The following is a 19,502-nucleotide window of genomic DNA, read 5'->3' as shown; positions in this document are numbered from 1 at the left end:
GGGGGTTTTCTTCATCCCCCACTGATTATTAGTTGAACCAATCGGACTTTTATGGGCAGTTGATCCCCCACCCAACTTCTTTGCTTTCGCTGAATTTTGAGGTGGGGGTCTTACTGCCCATTAAAGCGGGATAAAATTAGTTTTCTCTTTTTATTATAAATGATATAGAAATAATTAACTAAATATACATCCGACATTTCAACATAAAAAAACCTCCCTTTTAGGAAGGCTCCTCTACATTTTTAAATAAACTCACTAATAACGCTTTTTGCGCATGCAATCGATTACCGGCTTGTTCAAAGACGATAGACTGCGGTCCATCTATAATTTCTCCTGTTACTTCCTCTTCACGGTGAGCAGGTAAACAGTGTAAGAAACGATACGTTTGTTTCGCATGCATAACAAGTTCTTTATTAACTTGATACGGTTGAAATAACGTATATTTCTCTTCTTCTCCCTCTTGCCCCATACTCATCCAAACGTCTGTATAAATGAAATCTGCTTCATGTACCGCTAATTCAGGATTATGCAAAATTTCAATTTTAGCCCCTGTTTCATCTGCAATCGCTAATGCTTTTTTTACAATTCCCTCATTTGGTTCGTACCCTACAGGCGTTGCCACAGTCATATTCATTCCGACTTTTGCGCTCGCTAATAACAATGAATGACATACATTATTCCCATCACCTACGTAAGCCAATTTAATTCCTTTAAATGTATTCACTTCTTCATAAATTGTCATTAAATCCGCCAACGCCTGACAAGGGTGATGATCATCTGTTAATCCGTTAATAACAGGAATGCTTGATTCTTTTGCCAGCTCTTCTACATCTGCATGTGAGAATGTACGTATCATAATACCATCAATATAATGTGATAATACTTTTGCAGTGTCTGAAACAGTCTCCCCTCTTCCAATTTGCATTTCTTTCCCGCTTAAAAACATTCCATGTCCTCCAAGCTGTACCATTCCTGCTTCAAAAGAAACGCGAGTACGAGTTGAATGCTTATCAAAAATAAGCCCTAATATTTTGCCTTGTAATAAAGGCTCCTGCTTATTCTTTTTTAAATATATGGCAAACTCAATTATTGAAATGATTTCTTCGTGCGTCAGTTCTTCTAGTGTTAAAAGATCTTTCGTATTTAATTTCGGTACTTGTACAGTTGACATGGAACTTCCCCCTTATATGATTGATACTTTTTTTGTACAAACTACTTTTTTTATCATATATACTGCCTGTTCTAGCTCTTCATTCGTTACAATGAGTGGTGGTAATAGTCTTATAACATTAGGACCTGCTTGTAATACGAGTAGCCCTTCTTTTTCTAATTGTTCTATAAAACTCGCAACTCCTTGCTTACATTCGATTCCAATCATAAGGCCCTTACCACGAATATTTTTAATACATTCAGCATTGCACAATTCTTCTTTCAATTTCGCTAATACGTACGCGCCTTTTTCCTGTACATCTTTTAAAAACGCCGCTTCTTTGCTTAACTGCAATACTTCTTTCGCCGCAGCCATTGCAATATAATTCCCACCGAAAGTTGAACCGTGTGATCCAGCAGCAAAGGAAGTACCCAGTTCTTTCTGGCTAATCATCGCTCCAACAGGAATACCATTTCCTAATGCCTTTGCAATAGTAACGATATCAGGCTGTATTCCCAGCTGCTCATAAGCAAATAACGTTCCTGTTCTTCCTATCCCCGTCTGTACTTCATCGATAATAAAGAGAGCATTGTACCTATTACATAGTTTTTCAATCTCTTTCAAAAAGGATGGATCAGCAAGTATTACCCCGCCCTCTCCTTGTATAACTTCTACCATTACCGCCGCTACCTCTTCATTCATTACTTCCTCTAACGCCTGTATATCGTTAAAAGGGATATGTAAAAACGACGGAAGCAATGGACCAAATCCTTTTTTCACTTTATCTTGCCCTGTTGCACTCATCGTTCCAAATGTTCTGCCGTGGAACGATTGCTCACATGTAACGACGAGAGATTTTCCAGTATGCTTACGTGCTAACTTCAAAGCCGCTTCATTTGCTTCCGCCCCGCTATTACAAAAGAACACGTAGTCTAATGCTGTATTTTCTGTTAATAACGATGCAACCTCTTCTTGTAAGGAATTCGTAAATAAGTTAGATATATGCCATATGTCTCCAAGTTGTTTTTTTACTGCCTTTACAACAGTAGGATGACAATGTCCTAAATTACACACTCCAATACCCGATGTAAAATCTAAATATTGCTTACCATTTTTATCAATGACCTTCGTTCCATTTCCTTTTACAAACTCAACATTTCGTCTTCCATACGTTTGAAAAAGATGACTTGTCATACTATACTCACGCCTTTCGTTACCGTCGTTCCAATACACTCTCCTGTAACTTTAGTAAAATCCTTTGTACCATTTACGATACTAACCTTCTGTACTCCCATTTTTAATGATGTAAGTGCTGCCTGTACTTTCGGAATCATCCCGCCTGTAATGATCCCTTCTTCTATAAAAGTAACAATTTCAGATTCATCCGCTTTCTTTATCAAATTCCCTTCATGTAATATCCCATCTACATCTGTAATAAAAATGAGTTCTTTTGCAGATAGTGCGACCGCAATCCCAGCTGCAGCGCTATCTGCATTTATATTATAAATTTCATTACCATGTATCCCGACCGGAGCAATAACAGGAATATAATTCATATTTATTAATCCTTTTAATACGGCTGTTTCTACATAACTTACCTCTCCTACATATCCTATCTCTGCGCCAACAGGTTGAACTTGAAGTAAATTACCATCACACCCTGAAAGCCCTACCGCAAGTAAATTATGCCTTTGTAAATTCATTACAAACTTTTTATTTGTACTTCCGCATAGCACCATTTGAACAATATCCATAACTTCTTTTGGTGTCACTCGTAAACCATTTCTTTTTTCTACTTTGATGTTGCAATCTTTTAATTTAGCATCAATTTCTGGGCCGCCACCATGAACAATCACTACCTTATACTTTTGTTGCAATTTCTTTATACAATCAAAAAACACATCATTTAATCCATCCAACATGCTACCGCCGCATTTCACTACAATATAATCACTCATCTTCTCTCTCCTTACGTACGATAACAAGCGTTTATTTTCACATAGTCATAACTTAAATCACAGCCCCAAGCTGATCCCTTTTCGTCTCCTAAATGTAAATACACATCAATGACTATTTCATTTTCTTGTAATCTCTTTTTCATTTCCTCCTCAGAAAATAATTGAGGCTCACTATTGTTTAAAACCGATATAGATTGAAGAGCAATATCAATTGTATTCGGATTAATAACTACTTCACTTTGTCCCATACTACTAATAATCCGCCCCCAGTTTGGGTCTTCACCATGTATTGCTGTTTTCACAAGACTCGAACCGACTATTTGCTTTGCAATTCTCTTTGCCTCTTCACTCGTTTTCGTACCTTGCACATTCACCTCAATTAACTTCGTAGCCCCTTCTCCATCTTGCGCAATTTTTTTTGCTAAATCTTCACATACCTTCTGTAAAGCAAATACGAAAGTTTCCCAATCTGTATGTTCCATATTGATTGGCTTCGTGTCTGATAATCCACTTGCCATAACGATGACCATATCATTTGTAGAAGTATCTCCATCCACCGTAATTTGATTAAATGTATGATTCGTTATTTGTGATAATGCTGTTTGCAATACGTCATGCTCTATATAAGCGTCTGTCGTAATAAAACTTAGCATCGTTGCCATATTCGGATGAATCATCCCTGAACCTTTAGCAACACCAGCAATCGTCACTTTCTTCCCATCAATAATCATCTCATAGCAAGTTTCTTTCGTTATAAGATCCGTCGTTAAGATTGCTTCAGAAAAAGAATGAGCTTCACTTTCTTCCTTCGCCGGGATAAGAGTTGCAATTCCCTTTCGAATTATATCCATCGGTAAAGGAACACCAATTACACCCGTTGAAGCTACTGCAACGTAATTTTCTTTCAACCCAAAATGTTCCGCCCCTAATGCACGCATCTCGTATGCATCTTGTAATCCTTTCATTCCTGTACAAGCATTTGCATTTCCACTATTGACGAGAATAGCTTGTAATTTCCCCTCAGCCTCTATACTCTCTTTCGTTACTTGCAGGGGAGCTGCTTGTATTTGATTTGTCGTATAAACAGCTGCACTTGCCGCTGGTACATCACAAACGATTGCGCCTAAATCCTTTTTCTCCTTTTTCAATCCACTTGCAGTACCGATTGCCGAAAAGCCTTTCGGCGTTACAATTGAACCGTTTTCTAATTTTGTAATAGACTCTACTTTAATCATCATGTCCCCCTTATAGATAAAGCGGCATATGTTGTAAACCTGTTGTCTCTTCTAGTCCCGCTACTATATTTGCATTTTGAATCGCTTGCCCAGCTGCACCTTTCATCATATTGTCTATAACAGAAACGACTGTCACGCTTCCAGTTCTTTCATCGTAAGCTATCCCCATATCACAATAATTTGAGCCCCTCACTTCTTTTGGGCTTGGAAATTCTCCATGCTTGCGAATTCGAATAAAAGCCGATTGTTCATACGTTTCTTCATATAAATTTTGAAGTTGTTCTATTTCCATTTCTCGTTTTACTTTCGCATAAAGTGTAACCATAATCCCCCGTGATATCGGTATTAAATGTGTACTAAACGTGATTGGTTTCGTTTCCCTATTCCATTCTGCAAGCATTTGCTCAATCTCAGGAACGTGTTGATGCTCATTTACTTTATAAATACGCAGGTTATCGTATAACTCAGGAAAGTGAGTCATCGTTGTTGGCGTTTTGCCTGCTCCAGATACTCCTGATTTCGCATCAATAATAAGGGAATCTTCTTCAATCATGCCGCTACGCATTAACGGCAATATCGCTAATAATGCAGCTGTAGCAAAACATCCTGGGTTTGCAATTAAATTTGCATTTTGAATTTCGGACCTTTTCCATTCACTTAACCCATATACAGCTTCCCTAAGAACTTCTTCTTTTGCAGCTGCCCTTTTATACCACTGTTCATATATCAAAGGATCTTTCATACGAAAGTCTCCAGATAGGTCAATTACCTTTAAACCTACTGCTAATAATTTTGGAGTTAACTCTGCTGATACTCCTGCTGGGGTTGCTAAAAATACAATTTCCGCTCCCTTCCCTATTTCCTCCGCATCAATTTCTTGTAACGTATGAACAAGAACATTTTGAAAATGCGGATATACATTTGTTATACACTCGCCAACTTGCGAAAAAGAATGGAGAGATGCTATCGAAAAATATGGATGTTGCTCTAATAACCGAATTAACTCAATACCTCCATACCCAGTTGCTCCAATAATCGCGACTTTCATATGCTCCTCCTCAAATCAATTCTTTAAATTAAGTATGATTATAATATTGTATATTTATAGAGTCAATTAAATATTTATAAATTTTAAAAACTTTAAAATCTTAATTTTACTAGAAAAACAATATATAAATTCGAATTTTTATACAAAAATGATTATGATAGTATTTTCATTTCACTTCAAGTACAATAAAATAATACATGTATACATACAGGCGGGGAAAAACATGAATGAAAAATTACTTGGGAAAATGATTATAAAAAGTTTTCAACAATATCAATGCAATACTGTGTCAAAAGAAGATCAGGAAATGCTTATTAAACATATTCAAACGATAATTCATTCAAATACTAAAATTGATGTATACGAAGCAGTTGAGGATATCGTTTACGATTATGTGACTGGAAAATAAAAAAATAGGAGGTTTCCAGATGGAAACCTCCTATTTTTTACTTAATGATTTACCTGCTACGCGTTCAAATAAACCTGGGAATAATGCATAAAGTTTCGGACCAATTCCCATCCACTTCGGTAAGTTTACTTCACGTTTTTTCGTATGCATCGATTTTACGATTTGTTCTGCTACATATGTTGGTTTTAACATGTAACGTCCCATATTTTTCACATATGTACCTGATTGATCAGCTATTTCAAAAAAGTTCGTATCTATCGGACCTGGGTTAATTGCTGTCACATAAATATCTGTATTCGATAATTCCATGCGTAAACTATTCGTAAATCCTAATACGGCATGTTTCGTCGCTGCATAAGCACTCGACTTTGGAGTTGCAATTTTTCCAGCAAGCGAAGCGATATTAATAATTTGTCCTTCATTCCTTTTTACCATATACGGTAAAACTGATTTCGTACAAGCCACTAAACCGAATACATTTACTTGGAACATATCCTTTACCTCATCCATTGACGCTTCTTCAAACGTTTTAAAAATACCAAATCCCGCATTGTTTACTAATATATCAATACGTCCCACTTCTTGTAATACCTTTGAAAAGACAGATTGTACCTTTGTCTCTTCACTTACATCTAATACATAATAATAGCAAGGCGTATTATAATTTGCTCTAATTTGTTCTGCTAACGCTTGTAGCTTCTCTTCTGTTCGCGCCATTAATACTGGAGTTGCCCCTTGCTCTGCAACTTGCATTGCAACTTGCTCTCCAATTCCACTAGAAGCACCTGTAATGACGATTACTTTATTTTGTAAACGTCCCGTCATTGCTGTCACCTACTTTGCATAATAAATCAATTGTTGCGAAGACTCATCAATCATCACTTGTTGATTATATGCTAAAAAGTCTAATTGTCCAACCGTTTCTGAAATAGTAAGTGGCAATTGTTCCTTATATAATACCGGAAATAGTTTTACACATACTTCAAATGCTGTCATTGGTTTTTCCTTTAATAACTCAAGCACTTTAAATGCACGTGTTTCTTGCTTTTGTAATCTCGTTTCAATAAGTTGTTTCACATTGAGAACATCTTCACCATGCCCTGATAAAATACGTGAAATATTCATTTCGCTTAACCGCTGTAATGTTTGATTATATTGTAATAACGGACGTGCCCTTTCTGTTTGCCCTTCATATGGTGGTTCTAATATTGGATTTGAAGAAATATGACTAATGAGAGCATCCCCGCCAATTAATATTCCATCAGATTCTCTATATAATGAAATATGAGTGGAAGCATGACCTGGTGTTTCAATTACTGTAAACCCAGGTAAAGAATCAATACGATCTCCCTCTCTCACAGTATGCGTTAACGATCTATTACAAGAATATTTCAATGTCCTTGTCGTCAATAACGCCTCGTCTTTCAAAAATGCTGCTGGAACACCAAATTGCAAAGCTGTCTCTCTAAAAAACTCATGATACCACTTTAAAAACTCTGGATTTTGCGTGATCCAAGGCTCGTTCCAAGGATGTCCAATAATTTTCGTTTTCTCAGAGAATATATTTAAAAGCCCACAATGATCCGCATGATGATGCGTAATCACTACTGTTTCAATATCTTCTATCGTATATCCTAATGCACCTAACTGACTGTCTAACGCACTTCTTGCCTCTTCTGTATTCGTCCCTGTATCAATTAATGTTAATGTCTCCCCCTCAACTAAAAACACATTTACAGTTTCAACTGCAAATGGCACAGGAATCTCCATTCGGTGAATCGCCGTCATGCCTAGCCCCCCTGTCTCTTTCCGGTTCAAAAATGAATACCTCTTCAGTTTACAACTTCCCTATTGATTTGTCATTATTTTCAGATAAAAAGAGGTGTTTTCTATAAAAAAACGAATGTATGTACATTTATAAGAATTTCTATATAAATTTTAAGGAGGAACATCATGTCTATTCAAAATATTTCCTTTCTCGGTGCAGGCTCCATTGCCGAAGCAATTATTGGTGGCTTATTACAAGCAAACGTTGTTAAAGGAGAACAAATTACCGTAAGTAATCGTTCTAACGAAACAAGGTTACAGGAGCTACATAGAAAATACGGTATTAAAGGTACGCATAACAAAAAAGAACTCCTTGCTGATGCAAATATTCTTTTTCTAGCAATGAAACCAAAAGATGTTGCCGAAGCCATTATCCCGCTTAAAGAATATACGAATCCTAATCTGCTTATTATCTCGTTATTAGCAGGTGTTTCTACTCAATCAATTAGAGATCTACTTCAAAAAGACGTTCCGATTATTCGTGCAATGCCAAATACATCTGCGGCTATTTTAAAATCAGCTACCGCTATCTCGCCTTCAAAACATGCAACAACGGGGCATATTCAGACTGCCATAGCTTTATTTGAAACGATCGGTCTCGTCTCTGTTGTAAAGGAAGATGATATGCATGCCGTCACTGCATTATCTGGAAGTGGACCAGCTTATATTTATTATGTAGTAGAAGCGATGGAGGAAGCCGCCAAAAAAATTGGTTTAAAAGAAGATGTTGCAAAATCACTTATTCTTCAGACGATGATTGGTGCTGCTGAAATGCTAAAAGCAAGTGAAAAACACCCTTCTATTTTGCGAAAGGAAATTACTTCTCCTGGCGGAACTACCGAAGCAGGCATTGAAGTGTTACAAGAACATAACTTTCAACAGACTTTAATTTCATGTATTACGAAGGCAACGAAACGCTCACATGATCTCGGAAAAACATTAGAAGAAATTACGAAAGAAAAATAAAAAAACGGAGCTCAAATTTACTTGAGCTCCGTTTTTTTATTTTTACGCTTAGTTATTAACCTTACCAAAAATTTCTTCTTGCAGACGACGACCAGTCGGTGTTGCTGCAAGCCCACCTTCAGCTGTTTCACGAAGTGCTACTGGCATCGTTTGTCCGATTCTAAACATTGCCTCAATTACTTCATCACATGGAATTGTACTAGTTACACCAGCCAATGCTAAATCAGCTGAAATCATCGCATTCGCAGCTCCTGCTGCATTACGTTTTACACAAGGTACTTCTACAAGTCCTGCAACAGGATCGCATACTAAACCAAGCATATTCTTTAATGAAATTGCCATCGCTGTAGCTGCTTGATCTTGTGTTCCACCAGCCATCTCAACTGCTGCTGCAGCCGCCATTCCACTTGCCGAACCAACTTCAGCTTGGCATCCTCCTGCCGCACCAGAAATACAAGCATTATTCGCAACAACCATCCCGAAAGCTCCTGCTGTAAATAAGAATTCAATCATTTCTTCACGTGTAGGCTGCAATTTTTCTCTTAGTGCAAATAGTACACCTGGTACTGTTCCAGCAGACCCTGCTGTTGGTGTTGCACAAATGATTCCCATCGCTGCGTTTACTTCATTTGTTGCAACAGCTTTACTCACTGCATCTAAAATCGTATCTCCAGATAAGCCTTTTCCACTGTTCATATACGTTTGAACTTTTACAGCATCTCCGCCAGTTAAACCAGTTGGTGATTTTACGCCGCGAATACCTCGTTCTACCGCTTGTTCCATCACGACTAAGTTTTTTTCCATACCCGCAATTACTTCTTCACGTGAAATACTTCTAGTTTCCATTTCACATTGAATCATAATTTCTGCGATTTTCACATTTTGTTCTTTAGCTTGCGCCACTAGTTCCGCTGCGTTCCGAAACATGGTGTGTCCCCCCTGCAATTAATCCATAATAGTTACTTGACAAATATTTTGTTGCGCTTTTATTTCTTCAATCACTTCATCTGCTAACAGTTCATCTGTTTCGATGACCATAAGTGCTCTTCTTCCTTTTTCTTTACGAGAAACACTCATTGTACTAATGTTAATCTCACGTTTTGCAAGGATTGAAGCTACTGCTGCAATAGCACCAAAGCGATCGTTATTTACAATAAGAAGTGCTGGGCTCGTTCCTGATAATTGTAGATCAAAGCCATTTAACTCTACCACTTCGATTTTACCACCACCAATAGAACATGCAACAACTTCAATTTCTTCCTCTCCTTTATACAAACGAATTCTCGCTGTATTTGGGTGAGGTGCATTTGCATCTTCCTCAATAAATTCCACTTCAATTTCGAGCTCTTTTGCAATGTCTAATGCATCTGGAATACGTAAATCATCTGTTTCAAATCCAAGTATTCCACCAATTAACGCCACATCCGTACCGTGCCCACGATACGTTTTTGCAAATGATCCGTATAATGAAATACTAACCCTCTCTGGTTCATGACGAAACAGTTGGCGAGCAACTTGCCCCATTCTTGCTGCCCCTGCTGTATGTGAACTTGATGGACCAATCATAACCGGACCAATAATATCAAATACCGAGCGATACTTCATCAGAATTCCCCCTAAACCTCTATGAAAATTTTTTACCATTCTATTAAGCTACCGCATCTATTGCTTTTCCAGCCGCACCACGAATTTGCTCCGCTATACGAATTGGATAGTTTTTGAATAAAGGTGAACCAATATATCCTAAAATAATACCTGATACCATAGCATTACTTTCATTTAAAATGATATAAGATAACCAGCAATTAAGCCTGGTAGCAATCCAAAGTTTAACACAGAAGCCTCTACAATCATAGCATAAACAGGAGATACACCTCTCACTAAATACAACTATGCCTTCTAGGCTACCGACTAATTGTCCAACCTCTTTTAAAAAATGGTATTTCAAATAAATTATAATGTGCCCTCATTATAGCTTGTTTTTTGTAAAACGCTTACTTTTATTGAATTTTAAAGTTTCTGAATAAAATTCTTATTTTCTCATTTGTATTACTTGTACATACATCTTCTTATGTAACAGTTTTTCTAAACAATCGGTATTTCGTATTTTCACCCTATATATTCAAAGCATTATAAACTTCTGTATTATACGAGTATAACTATAAAATGATAACAGTTGCTTACTAATTTTTTTGAAAATAAAAAAATGGTAAACATAAGTCACCATTTTTTTATTGAAATTATTATCTTTCTACTGGGAATGATTTTAAATCCGTTGCTATTTCCGTATTAGAAAATACTTCCCTTGCTTCTTCCAATAATTTCTTATATGTATCGCCTTGATAACGAGAGCTAATATGAGTCAATATTAATCGTTTCGCATTTGCTTGAAGTGCAATACTTGCAGCCTGCTTAGATGTAGAATGAAAATAATCATGCGCTTGTTGTTCATCTTCTGCTGCGAAAGTTGCCTCATGAACAAGTACATCGGCGTCTTGTGCTAGCTCTCTACTTGCTTCGCAATATCGTGTATCACCTAAAATGGTAATAATTTTCCCTTTTTGAGGCGGGCCGATAAAATCTTTTCCATTTAGCATTGTCCCATTCTCTAATTCAACTACTTCTCCATCTTTTAAACGTTTAAAAATTGGACCTGGTTTCACACCCAATTCTAAGAGCTTATCGACTAAAAGTGCTCCCTGTATATCTTTCTCTACAATACGGTATCCGAAACATTCAATGCCATGCGACAATCTTTTCGTTTCTACATAGAACTCATTATCTTCAAACACGGTACCTTCTTCCTCTATCTCAACAACTTCAAGTGGGTATTTGACATGTGTTGTACTTACCGATAATGCTACTTCAATAAATTGTTTAATTCCTTTTGGTCCATATACCGTTAACGGTGTAGTCCCTCCTTGAAACGAACGACTCCCTAATAAACCAGGCAATCCAAAAATATGATCACCATGTAAATGGGTAATAAATATTTTTTCAATGCGGCGTGGACGTATAGATGTATGTAATATTTGATGTTGCGTCGCCTCGCCACAGTCAAATAACCAAGTCTGTCCTCGTTCTTCTAACAACTGCAAAGCAATTGCTGAAACATTCCTTCCTTTTGAAGGAACACCTGCACCAGTTCCTAAAAATACAAATTCCACTTTCTTTCCTCCAGCTCTTTATATAATCTATCTCTCATCTTACGGAATGTTATTTCAAATGGCAAATTGAATTTACATAACCTATCATCTAGACAACTATATAACACGAACGTTATAATCAAAAAACTTAGTAATCGTTCGTGTTTTGTGCTAAAATAAATATACTACATTTTAAGGGAGCGTTTTATTATGAAAGAAGTATTTCGTTTACAAACTGATTTTTCATCATCATTTGATCGCTGGGTAAGTTCTTTCGTGTCTGATCACCCAGCACAATTAGAATGGACGACTTTAAAAGAATTAATCCATGAATATACAACATCACATACAAATGAGACGTTGCCAGCTTATATTTCTTCAGCTTTAACATATTACGCACAACGCGTTTCAACAACAAATCGTTCAGAGATTGTTATTTTTGAAAATGCTACAATCTCGTAATTTATAGTAAAAAGCACTGGTTACATACAGTGCTTTTTATTTATATCCACACTCTTTCAATCTTTTTGTTTTAACTTGGCATGAGGCTAAAAAAGAATCTGACCACCCCACGCATGGTCGGATTCTCTGTTCTATCTAAAAAAAGAAGGTTTTATATTCATAATACCTTCTACATAAACTTATTTTCTAATTTTTGCTGAAAAGACTTTTCCTGCTTACGTAATAATTGGCTACCTCGTTGTAAAAGAGGCATTCCATATTTATCATTAATTTGATCGATGACAGCAAGTAGCGGCTCTTCTTTCGCATCTTCTTCAAATGAAAACAGATCTAATTGTTTCACTGATTCTGTCTTCCACTCTATTTCAGTAGCTGTAACACCTAGTAAACGAACGGAATCTCCATCCCAATGTTGCTTCCATAAACGAGATGCTGCCTGAAAAATATCTCGTTCTTCCCAAATTGCATTTTTCAATTGCTTACTCCGTGTTACTGTCCGCCTATCATGGTATTTAATCATAATTTGAATATTATAGCTGACAAGAGTTCGCTTTTGTAATCTTTTACTTACTGATTTTGATAACCGTTCTAACATATCAAGTAACTCTTTCTCTTCATCCATATCCTTTGAAAAAGTCATCGAATTGCCGACACTTTTATGCTGTCCCATTTGACTGGGATCAACTTCTCTATCATCCGTACCTTTCGCACGCTTTTGTAAATCAACACCATGCTTGCCGATTTTAGCACGAATGATATGCTCATCTCCCTTTGCCAACTGTTCAATTGTATGTATATGAATTTCATTTAATTTTTCAGCTGTTTTTTCGCCAATCCCATGCATCGCTTCCACGGGAAGTGGCCAAATCATTTCTGGAATATTACGTTTTCGAAGTACGGTAATACCTAGAGGTTTTTTCATATCAGAAGCTGTTTTTGCTAAAAACAGGTTTGGAGCAATTCCGATACTACAAGGGAGCTGCAACTCTGTTAATAGTGCTTGTTGAATCATCTTTGCTATTTCAAGAGGTGAACCAAGTGCGTAGCAATCTGTAATATCTAAATACCCTTCATCTATAGAGACTGGTTGTATTTTTTCTGTAAAACGGGAAAGTATTTGAAACATTTGAAATGAAGCTTCGCGATATAATGTGAAATTAGGACGTCTTACAACTAATTTCGGGCATAATCTTTTCGCTTCCCAAAGAGGCATCGTCGTACGTATTCCATATTCTCTCGCTTCATAACTACATGTTATGATGATTCCTTTTCTCTCTTTCTCATTTCCAGCAACCGCTAGTGGTTTCCCTTGTAATGATGGGTCGTGAGCAATTTCAACAGATGCGAAAAAACAATTCATATCTACATGCAAAATTACACGACCATTTTTCGGATACATTTCTCGCATACTACTCACTCCCTAATCAGAACGTTCGTTCTTTTTATTATATCAAATTTTATACAATAGTAATAATAATTACTTGTTCTTTTCCATTATATATTTTGTTATAATTTATATAAAATGGTTTTAATTGTAAAGGAGAGTGATTATTATGAAATCAACTAATAAACTCAATTATACGTTTCTCGTAATTATACTAATCATCGTAATCAATTATTTACTACTTCCTATTTTTGATATTAACATAGCGGGATTCTTCCCTCGCCTAGTTCATATAGTAACAACTTATATATTGCCATGGATTTTCTTATATTGGCTTATACGTCTTGTCAAAGCAATTGAATCAAAATAAAAAGCGTGTAAATCACAATTGATTTACACGCTTTCTCTATACATTATTTTGCTACTTCTTCAATAATTGCAACAACTAATTCTGCCGTTTTTGCTAATTCTTCAACAGGAATCTTCTCATTTGTTGTATGAATTTCTTCGTAACCAACTGCTAAGTTAACTGTTGGGATACCGTGTCCAGCAATTACGTTTGCATCACTTCCGCCGCCACTTTGGTGTAGAGAAGGTGTACGACCAATATTTGCAGCTGCACGTTTTGCAACTTCTACAACGTGGTCCCCATCAGCAAATTTAAAACCTGGGTACATAACGTTTACTTCAACGTCTGCTTGACCGCCCATTTCTTTTGCAGTCGTTTCAAATGCTTCTTTCATTTTCGCAACTTGTACTTCCATTTTCTCATTAATTAAAGAACGAGCTTCTGCAAAGATTTGTACGTGATCGCAAACGATATTCGTTTGTGTACCACCTTCAAAACGGCCAATATTTGCAGTTGTTTCAGAATCAATACGACCAAGTGGCATTTTTGCAATTGCTTTCGCAGCGATAGTAATTGCAGATACACCTTTTTCTGGAGCTACACCAGCGTGAGCTGTTTTCCCACGAATAATTGCGTTCACTTTCGCTTGTGTTGGAGCTGCAACAACGATTTCACCAACTTTTCCATCGCTATCTAATGCGTAACCATATTTCGCTGTAATACGCTCACGGTCTAACGCTTTTGCACCAACAAGACCTGATTCTTCTCCAACTGTAATAATAAATTCAATTTTGCCATGAGGGATGTTTTTCTCTTTTAAAACACGAATTGCTTCGAACATTGATGCTAATCCTGCTTTATCATCCGCACCTAAAATTGTAGTACCATCTGATACGATATATCCATCTTTAATAGAAGGCTTAATTCCATTACCAGGAACTACTGTATCCATATGAGAAGTAAAGTAAATTGTATCAACACCATCTTTTGTTGCTGGTAAAGTACAGATTAAGTTACCTGCACCATGACCAGTTACAGACATTGTGTCATCTTCAAATACTTCTACACCTAAATCTGTAAATTTCTTTGTTAATACTTTGCAGATTTCTGCTTCAAATTTCGTTTCAGAATCTACTTGTACTAATTCCATAAATTCATTTACTAAACGTTCTTGATTAATCATAAGACTGCGCCTCCTGCACTACCATTATGTATGTAACAATATTAATTATAACAGAATTTCGCAAAAGTTTCGAAATACAAGACAAAAAACAGATGGTTTATATGTCTAGATACCCATCTGCTTTCTATTACTCATTTAACAATACCCAGCGCATATGATCTTCCCACACGCCATTTACCATTAACATCTTCCTAGATACTCCTTCATATTGAAAGCCTATCTTCGTCACTACTTGTATAGATGCTAAATTACGTGGCATAATCGGCGCTTCTATACGATGTAACTGCGATTCCTCAAAAGCAACTTGAATGGCTTTTCTAAGCGCTTCTGTCGTATAGCCTTTATTCAACTCTGCTTTATCTAATTTGTAACTGAGTACACAAGATTGATAAATACCACGCACGATTAAATTAAATGAAATACAACCAATTATTTTCGTATCGTCACCCTTTTTAAAAATCCATAGCCTAATAATCTTTCCTTCTGCAAACTCTTTTCTATCCTTTTGTAACCTTTTCTTTTGATAATCTAATGTAAAAAAACCCTCTGGTCTATACTCTTCCCACGCTTTTAAAAATTCACGATTTCTGTCGTAATATTGAAGAACTTTTTCCGCATACGACTCATCAATTTCCCTTAAATGTAAACGATCTGTATCATATATTTTCATCATCGTATCTCCATTCTTCAGCTTGCATAACAAAACATTAACCATCTATTCTTTTAATATATTCTCTGTGCATACGCGAATTTCCTGTTATATGTTGCAACCCCTTCCCGAATTTTGTCCTTTCTCTCCTCTTGTCCACAATATCATTTCTCGTTACAATGATATTGTACTGATTTGCAAGGAGGTATAATGATGCATAAAAAAACTCAAAAAATTATGATTTATTTAATGCTAATTTCTATGCTGGTAACAACATTACTTGCTGGCGCGAGTATGTTTTGGTAAAAAGGACGATATGTTCGTCCTTTTTTTACTTTTCATATATGACAAAATAAACCATCTCGAAATCGAGATGGTTTATTTTGTATAAATCACAATTGCTACAATACTAAAGGAAAATGACATTACTAATGCTATTACAAAGCTTGTATACTGTTTCTGCTGAAACGCCCCAATAACAAATGTAAGGTTAAGCAGTGCCATCAATATAATTGCTACAAGGTAAGAACATATATTAAAAGTTGCCAATATGAATGTAATCACAAATAGAAAACCAATAAAAAACTGCATATACGAAATTTTTGGATTCAAGTACATATGAGCAACCCCTTTTCTTTTTTATCTTTCTATATCTTCATTAACGCATGGTTATGTACACATGTCAAGACAACTTAATGCAAAAGAAAAAGCCAACCTTTTCGTTAGCTTTTTCATATGCAATGGCTCCTTTTTCTTTAGCCAATTGCTGAAATGATTTTTTCGATTTCACAATCCACACTTTCGCTCCAATTGGAATACGATCAAACAAATATTCCACATCGTTTTTCTTCATTCTTATACATCCTTGTGAAATATACTTTCCAATTGAGCTGGGCTGGTTTGTTCCATGTATTCCATATTTACTCCCATCAGTACCTCTTGCATTAAACCCCATCCACCTTGATCCAAGTGGATTTTTTGGCGAGCCACCTGGAATATCTTTCGCAATGTAATATGGATCCTTCGCTTTCATTACAATATCAAAAGTTCCTTCTGGTGTTAATTCATTCGTTTTTCCCGTAGCAACTGGAAAAACTTTCTGAATCTTACCGTCATCAATATAAGCTAATTTATTCGTCGCTTTATTTACAATAATGAAAGGGTCCCCGGCACGTGGATTATCACCAAGAGGCCAAATCGGAGATAAAGATAGGCATAATATGAAAGAGAGAAGATACGGCATAAATAATTCCTACCTTCTATATAAGTTCTTTTATATTATCCTTTCCCTTAAAACGACTTTTAATGAGTAAATATTGCTCCATTTCATATACAAGTTGAACAAGTTTTGCGCGTATTTCAAATTCCTCACGCGTGACTGGTAACGGCATTTCTCTAAATAGCTCTCTCATTTCTTGAAGCTGCCTTAAGGAAATAACTCCCGTACTTTCAGGGCTAATCGCATTCCCAATGTTTTCAACAACATCGGCAATCATATCAGCTTGTTCATATGTCCATGATAAAGAAGCTGCTAATGGTATCATTCGCTCTAAAATTTCGAATTGTTGCATACGCATATTAAAATAACGATAGTAATAGTCATCTTCTCGCATAAATGCATTCTCAAGTTTCTTAAACGATAAATCGGTTGCTTCATTTAACATGTTCTCGGTTTCGATGAGTTCTGCTCCGCTCCAACTACTTTCTCGATTTCGTAAATACACAACCATTTCAAACAAAATCGTTTTAAAATTACTTTCTATTATGTCCTGATACTCCCTTAGCTTATTTTCACTGCTTGGCATATACATGTTCACTAATAGAGCCACGCTAATCCCTATCGTCAATATCGCAATTTCATTTCCAACTATAAGCCATGTAATTTGTTTCAATGAATATAGATGCATGACGATAACTGAGCTCGTAACAATCCCCTCTTGAATTTTAAACATAACTGCAGTCGGGATAAATGTAAGTAATAATACACTAATTGCAAGTGGTGTATAACCAATCGTTTCAAAAATACAAAACGCGAATACCATTGATAACACACAAGCTAAAAAACGATGTAACGATACTTGAAGCGATTTACGCTTCGTATTTTGCACACATAATATAACTAAAATACCCGCTGAACTATAAAATTCTAATCCTAATAACTGGGCAAGAAAAACCGCTGCGCCTGTTCCAAGCGCTGTTTTGACTGTACGGTATCCAATTTTAAACATATGTTTGCTCCTATATGTATAAATGTATTTACAATTAGTATAAAAAAAGGATGACACAATGTCATCCTTTTCTGCTTATTATTCACTTAACCTTTACACATTACAATATTTTTTGTAAAAATTGTTGCGCACGTTCACTTTTCGGTTCTGCAAAAAATTCTGCTGGCGCACTATCTTCTACAAGCTTTCCACCATCTAAAAAGAGCACACGATCTGCTACTTCTTTTGCGAATCCCATTTCATGTGTAACAATCGCCATCGTCATTCCTGTCGTAACTAATGATTTCATAACTTCTAACACTTCTTTCACCATCTCTGGATCTAGTGCTGATGTCGGTTCATCAAATAACATAACTTCCGGTTCCATCGCTAACGCTCTCGCAATTGCTACACGTTGCTTTTGTCCTCCTGAAAGGCGATTCGGATACGTATCTTTTTTATCTAATAATCCTACCTTTTCTAACAGTTTTTCGGCTTTTTTTTCAGCTTCTTGTTTCGCTACCCCTTTTACATTGATAGGCGCATACGTAATATTTTCTAATACAGTCATGTGAGGAAATAGGTGAAAATGCTGAAATACCATTCCGACATTTTCACGAACATGCATTATATTTGTTTTCGGATTCGTTACTTCTTCCGTTCCAATCCAAATGTGACCATTTGTCGGTGCCTCTAACACATTCATACAACGTAAAAATGTTGATTTTCCTGATCCAGACGGTCCGATAATTGCTACTACTTCCCCTTTTTCAATTGTTGTTGTAATCCCTTTTAATACTTCGTTTTTCCCAAATGATTTATGAAGGTTTTCAATTTTAATCACTTTTCTTCATTCTCCCTTCAATTGCCTTCCCGACTAGTGTAAGAATAATAACTAACATATAATAAATCAGTCCAACAAAAAGTAATGGTTCAAGATATTTAAACGTTTCACCGCCTACAATGTAAGCACGGCGCATTAAATCCGTCGCGCCTATTACTGTTACTACAGCCGATTCTTTCGTAAGTGTCGCAAACTCGTTTACAAGTGCCGGTAATATATTTTTTAAAGCTTGAGGAAAAATGATATTTCGCATCATTTTTCCGTATGGAATTCCTAAAGCCATCGCCGCTTCTGTTTGTCCTTTATCAACCGCTTGAATGCCGGCACGGATTACTTCTGACATGTATGCACCTGAATTCAAACTAAATGCTAGTACAGCTGCCAAGAATGCTGGTATTTCATAACCAATTATTTGCGGGACACCGAAATAAATAATCATTAATTGCAATACAAGTGGTGTACCACGAAAAATTGATGTATACAGATCTGCCGCTATATTTAATGCTCGTATTCTAGCAATTTTACAAAGTGCTAATAACGTTCCTAAAATAAACCCCGCTAAAGCGGATACTGCTACAATTTTTAAAGTAACTTCTAGACCTTTTAATATATACGGTATCGAAGGCGTAATCGCCGAAAAATCTAAGTTCATTCTGTTCATTCCCCTCACAGAAAAGTGAAAGGC

Annotated in this window: 23 protein-coding genes; 5 read left to right on the top strand and 18 right to left on the bottom strand. The window is 36.3% G+C overall.

All coding sequences use genetic code 11. The features are described 5' to 3' along the window. Window positions 1-220: 220 nt before the first annotated feature. From argF to argC, 5 genes are read right to left on the bottom strand one after another with little or no spacing between them, the layout of a single operon-like run. A complete protein-coding gene (gene argF, locus BAQ48_RS23920) occupies window positions 221-1,171 on the bottom strand; it encodes an ornithine carbamoyltransferase (protein ID WP_071713070.1) in 951 nt (316 codons plus the stop codon). Between the two features lie 12 nt (window positions 1,172-1,183). Next, entirely contained in the window at window positions 1,184-2,344 is a 1,161-nt protein-coding gene (locus BAQ48_RS23915) for an acetylornithine transaminase (RefSeq protein WP_071713069.1), read from the bottom strand. Beyond that, window positions 2,341-3,108 (bottom strand): acetylglutamate kinase, encoded by a 768-nt coding sequence (gene argB / locus BAQ48_RS23910; protein ID WP_071713068.1) that lies wholly within the window; start codon window positions 3,106-3,108, stop codon window positions 2,341-2,343. The genes BAQ48_RS23915 and argB overlap by 4 nt, the downstream gene beginning before the upstream one ends. 11 nt (window positions 3,109-3,119) lie before the next feature. Then, complete coding sequence (gene argJ, locus BAQ48_RS23905; protein ID WP_071713067.1) at window positions 3,120-4,343, bottom strand: bifunctional glutamate N-acetyltransferase/amino-acid acetyltransferase ArgJ; 1,224 nt, start codon at window positions 4,341-4,343, stop codon at window positions 3,120-3,122. 10 nt (window positions 4,344-4,353) lie between these two features. Continuing rightward, window positions 4,354-5,391, bottom strand: a complete 1,038-nt coding sequence (gene argC, locus BAQ48_RS23900) for an N-acetyl-gamma-glutamyl-phosphate reductase (protein WP_071713066.1) — start codon at window positions 5,389-5,391, stop codon at window positions 4,354-4,356. A gap of 223 nt (window positions 5,392-5,614) precedes the next feature. Between argC and BAQ48_RS23895 the strand changes: the two genes are divergently transcribed. Beyond that, window positions 5,615-5,800 (top strand): YqzH family protein, encoded by a 186-nt coding sequence (locus BAQ48_RS23895; protein ID WP_071713065.1) that lies wholly within the window; start codon window positions 5,615-5,617, stop codon window positions 5,798-5,800. Between the two features lie 30 nt (window positions 5,801-5,830). Here BAQ48_RS23895 and BAQ48_RS23890 read toward each other — a convergent pair whose 3' ends face one another. Continuing rightward, window positions 5,831-6,625, bottom strand: coding sequence for an SDR family oxidoreductase (locus BAQ48_RS23890; protein WP_071713064.1), 795 nt, complete (start codon window positions 6,623-6,625; stop codon window positions 5,831-5,833). Window positions 6,626-6,634: 9 nt separating this feature from the next. Beyond that, window positions 6,635-7,588: an MBL fold metallo-hydrolase gene (locus BAQ48_RS23885; RefSeq protein ID WP_071713063.1), complete on the bottom strand. Its 954-nt coding sequence runs from the start codon at window positions 7,586-7,588 to the stop codon at window positions 6,635-6,637. A gap of 165 nt (window positions 7,589-7,753) precedes the next feature. Between BAQ48_RS23885 and proI the strand changes: the two genes are divergently transcribed. After that, the gene (gene proI, locus BAQ48_RS23880) at window positions 7,754-8,593 is read left to right on the top strand and encodes a pyrroline-5-carboxylate reductase ProI (RefSeq protein ID WP_071713062.1); all 840 of its coding nucleotides are present in this window, start codon (window positions 7,754-7,756) and stop codon (window positions 8,591-8,593) included. 48 nt (window positions 8,594-8,641) lie between these two features. Here the strand turns inward: proI and sdaAA are convergent, their stop codons facing one another. The 3 genes from sdaAA to rnz form a co-directional block, all read right to left on the bottom strand. Next, entirely contained in the window at window positions 8,642-9,520 is an 879-nt protein-coding gene (sdaAA, locus tag BAQ48_RS23875; protein ID WP_000489466.1) for an L-serine ammonia-lyase, iron-sulfur-dependent, subunit alpha, read from the bottom strand. An 18-nt stretch (window positions 9,521-9,538) separates the two neighbouring features. Next, complete coding sequence (sdaAB, locus tag BAQ48_RS23870; RefSeq protein WP_071713061.1) at window positions 9,539-10,198, bottom strand: L-serine ammonia-lyase, iron-sulfur-dependent subunit beta; 660 nt, start codon at window positions 10,196-10,198, stop codon at window positions 9,539-9,541. Between the two features lie 638 nt (window positions 10,199-10,836). Continuing rightward, window positions 10,837-11,760, bottom strand: a complete 924-nt coding sequence (rnz, locus tag BAQ48_RS23860; protein ID WP_000397434.1) for a ribonuclease Z — start codon at window positions 11,758-11,760, stop codon at window positions 10,837-10,839. Between the two features lie 189 nt (window positions 11,761-11,949). Between rnz and BAQ48_RS23855 the strand changes: the two genes are divergently transcribed. Further along, entirely contained in the window at window positions 11,950-12,201 is a 252-nt protein-coding gene (locus tag BAQ48_RS23855) for a DUF3932 family protein (protein ID WP_000665710.1), read from the top strand. 169 nt (window positions 12,202-12,370) lie between these two features. Here BAQ48_RS23855 and BAQ48_RS23850 read toward each other — a convergent pair whose 3' ends face one another. Beyond that, entirely contained in the window at window positions 12,371-13,609 is a 1,239-nt protein-coding gene (locus BAQ48_RS23850) for a DNA polymerase IV (RefSeq protein WP_071713060.1), read from the bottom strand. Window positions 13,610-13,754: 145 nt separating this feature from the next. Between BAQ48_RS23850 and BAQ48_RS23845 the strand changes: the two genes are divergently transcribed. Next, window positions 13,755-13,955, top strand: a complete 201-nt coding sequence (locus BAQ48_RS23845; protein WP_071713059.1) for a hypothetical protein — start codon at window positions 13,755-13,757, stop codon at window positions 13,953-13,955. Between the two features lie 43 nt (window positions 13,956-13,998). Here BAQ48_RS23845 and BAQ48_RS23840 read toward each other — a convergent pair whose 3' ends face one another. Beyond that, the gene (locus BAQ48_RS23840; protein ID WP_000609822.1) at window positions 13,999-15,117 is read right to left on the bottom strand and encodes a tripeptidase T; all 1,119 of its coding nucleotides are present in this window, start codon (window positions 15,115-15,117) and stop codon (window positions 13,999-14,001) included. A gap of 127 nt (window positions 15,118-15,244) precedes the next feature. Next, window positions 15,245-15,790, bottom strand: a complete 546-nt coding sequence (locus tag BAQ48_RS23835) for a GNAT family N-acetyltransferase (RefSeq protein WP_071713058.1) — start codon at window positions 15,788-15,790, stop codon at window positions 15,245-15,247. 189 nt (window positions 15,791-15,979) lie between these two features. On the opposite strand from BAQ48_RS23835, the gene prli42 reads away from it, so the two are divergent. Further along, a complete protein-coding gene (prli42, locus tag BAQ48_RS28050; RefSeq protein ID WP_000549142.1) occupies window positions 15,980-16,072 on the top strand; it encodes a stressosome-associated protein Prli42 in 93 nt (30 codons plus the stop codon). A 72-nt stretch (window positions 16,073-16,144) separates the two neighbouring features. Here the strand turns inward: prli42 and BAQ48_RS23830 are convergent, their stop codons facing one another. The 5 genes from BAQ48_RS23830 to BAQ48_RS23810 all read right to left on the bottom strand — a co-directional run bounded on the left by BAQ48_RS23830 (window position 16,145) and on the right by BAQ48_RS23810 (window position 19,469). After that, complete coding sequence (locus BAQ48_RS23830; protein ID WP_000281157.1) at window positions 16,145-16,384, bottom strand: DUF3894 domain-containing protein; 240 nt, start codon at window positions 16,382-16,384, stop codon at window positions 16,145-16,147. 64 nt (window positions 16,385-16,448) lie between these two features. Next, window positions 16,449-17,009, bottom strand: coding sequence for a L,D-transpeptidase (locus BAQ48_RS23825; protein ID WP_071713057.1), 561 nt, complete (start codon window positions 17,007-17,009; stop codon window positions 16,449-16,451). A gap of 16 nt (window positions 17,010-17,025) precedes the next feature. Continuing rightward, window positions 17,026-17,994: an aromatic acid exporter family protein gene (locus BAQ48_RS23820; protein ID WP_071713056.1), complete on the bottom strand. Its 969-nt coding sequence runs from the start codon at window positions 17,992-17,994 to the stop codon at window positions 17,026-17,028. A gap of 100 nt (window positions 17,995-18,094) precedes the next feature. After that, a complete protein-coding gene (locus BAQ48_RS23815) occupies window positions 18,095-18,817 on the bottom strand; it encodes an amino acid ABC transporter ATP-binding protein (protein ID WP_071713055.1) in 723 nt (240 codons plus the stop codon). Next, window positions 18,810-19,469 (bottom strand): amino acid ABC transporter permease, encoded by a 660-nt coding sequence (locus BAQ48_RS23810; protein ID WP_001046917.1) that lies wholly within the window; start codon window positions 19,467-19,469, stop codon window positions 18,810-18,812. The genes BAQ48_RS23815 and BAQ48_RS23810 overlap by 8 nt, the downstream gene beginning before the upstream one ends. Window positions 19,470-19,502 lie beyond the last annotated feature (33 nt).

Origin of the sequence: Bacillus luti (genome assembly GCF_001884105.1) — a bacterium.
Lineage (GTDB): Bacteria > Bacillota > Bacilli > Bacillales > Bacillaceae_G > Bacillus_A > Bacillus_A luti.
Note: the sequence above shows the minus strand (reverse complement) of the source record. Positions and strands in the feature narration are given on the sequence as shown.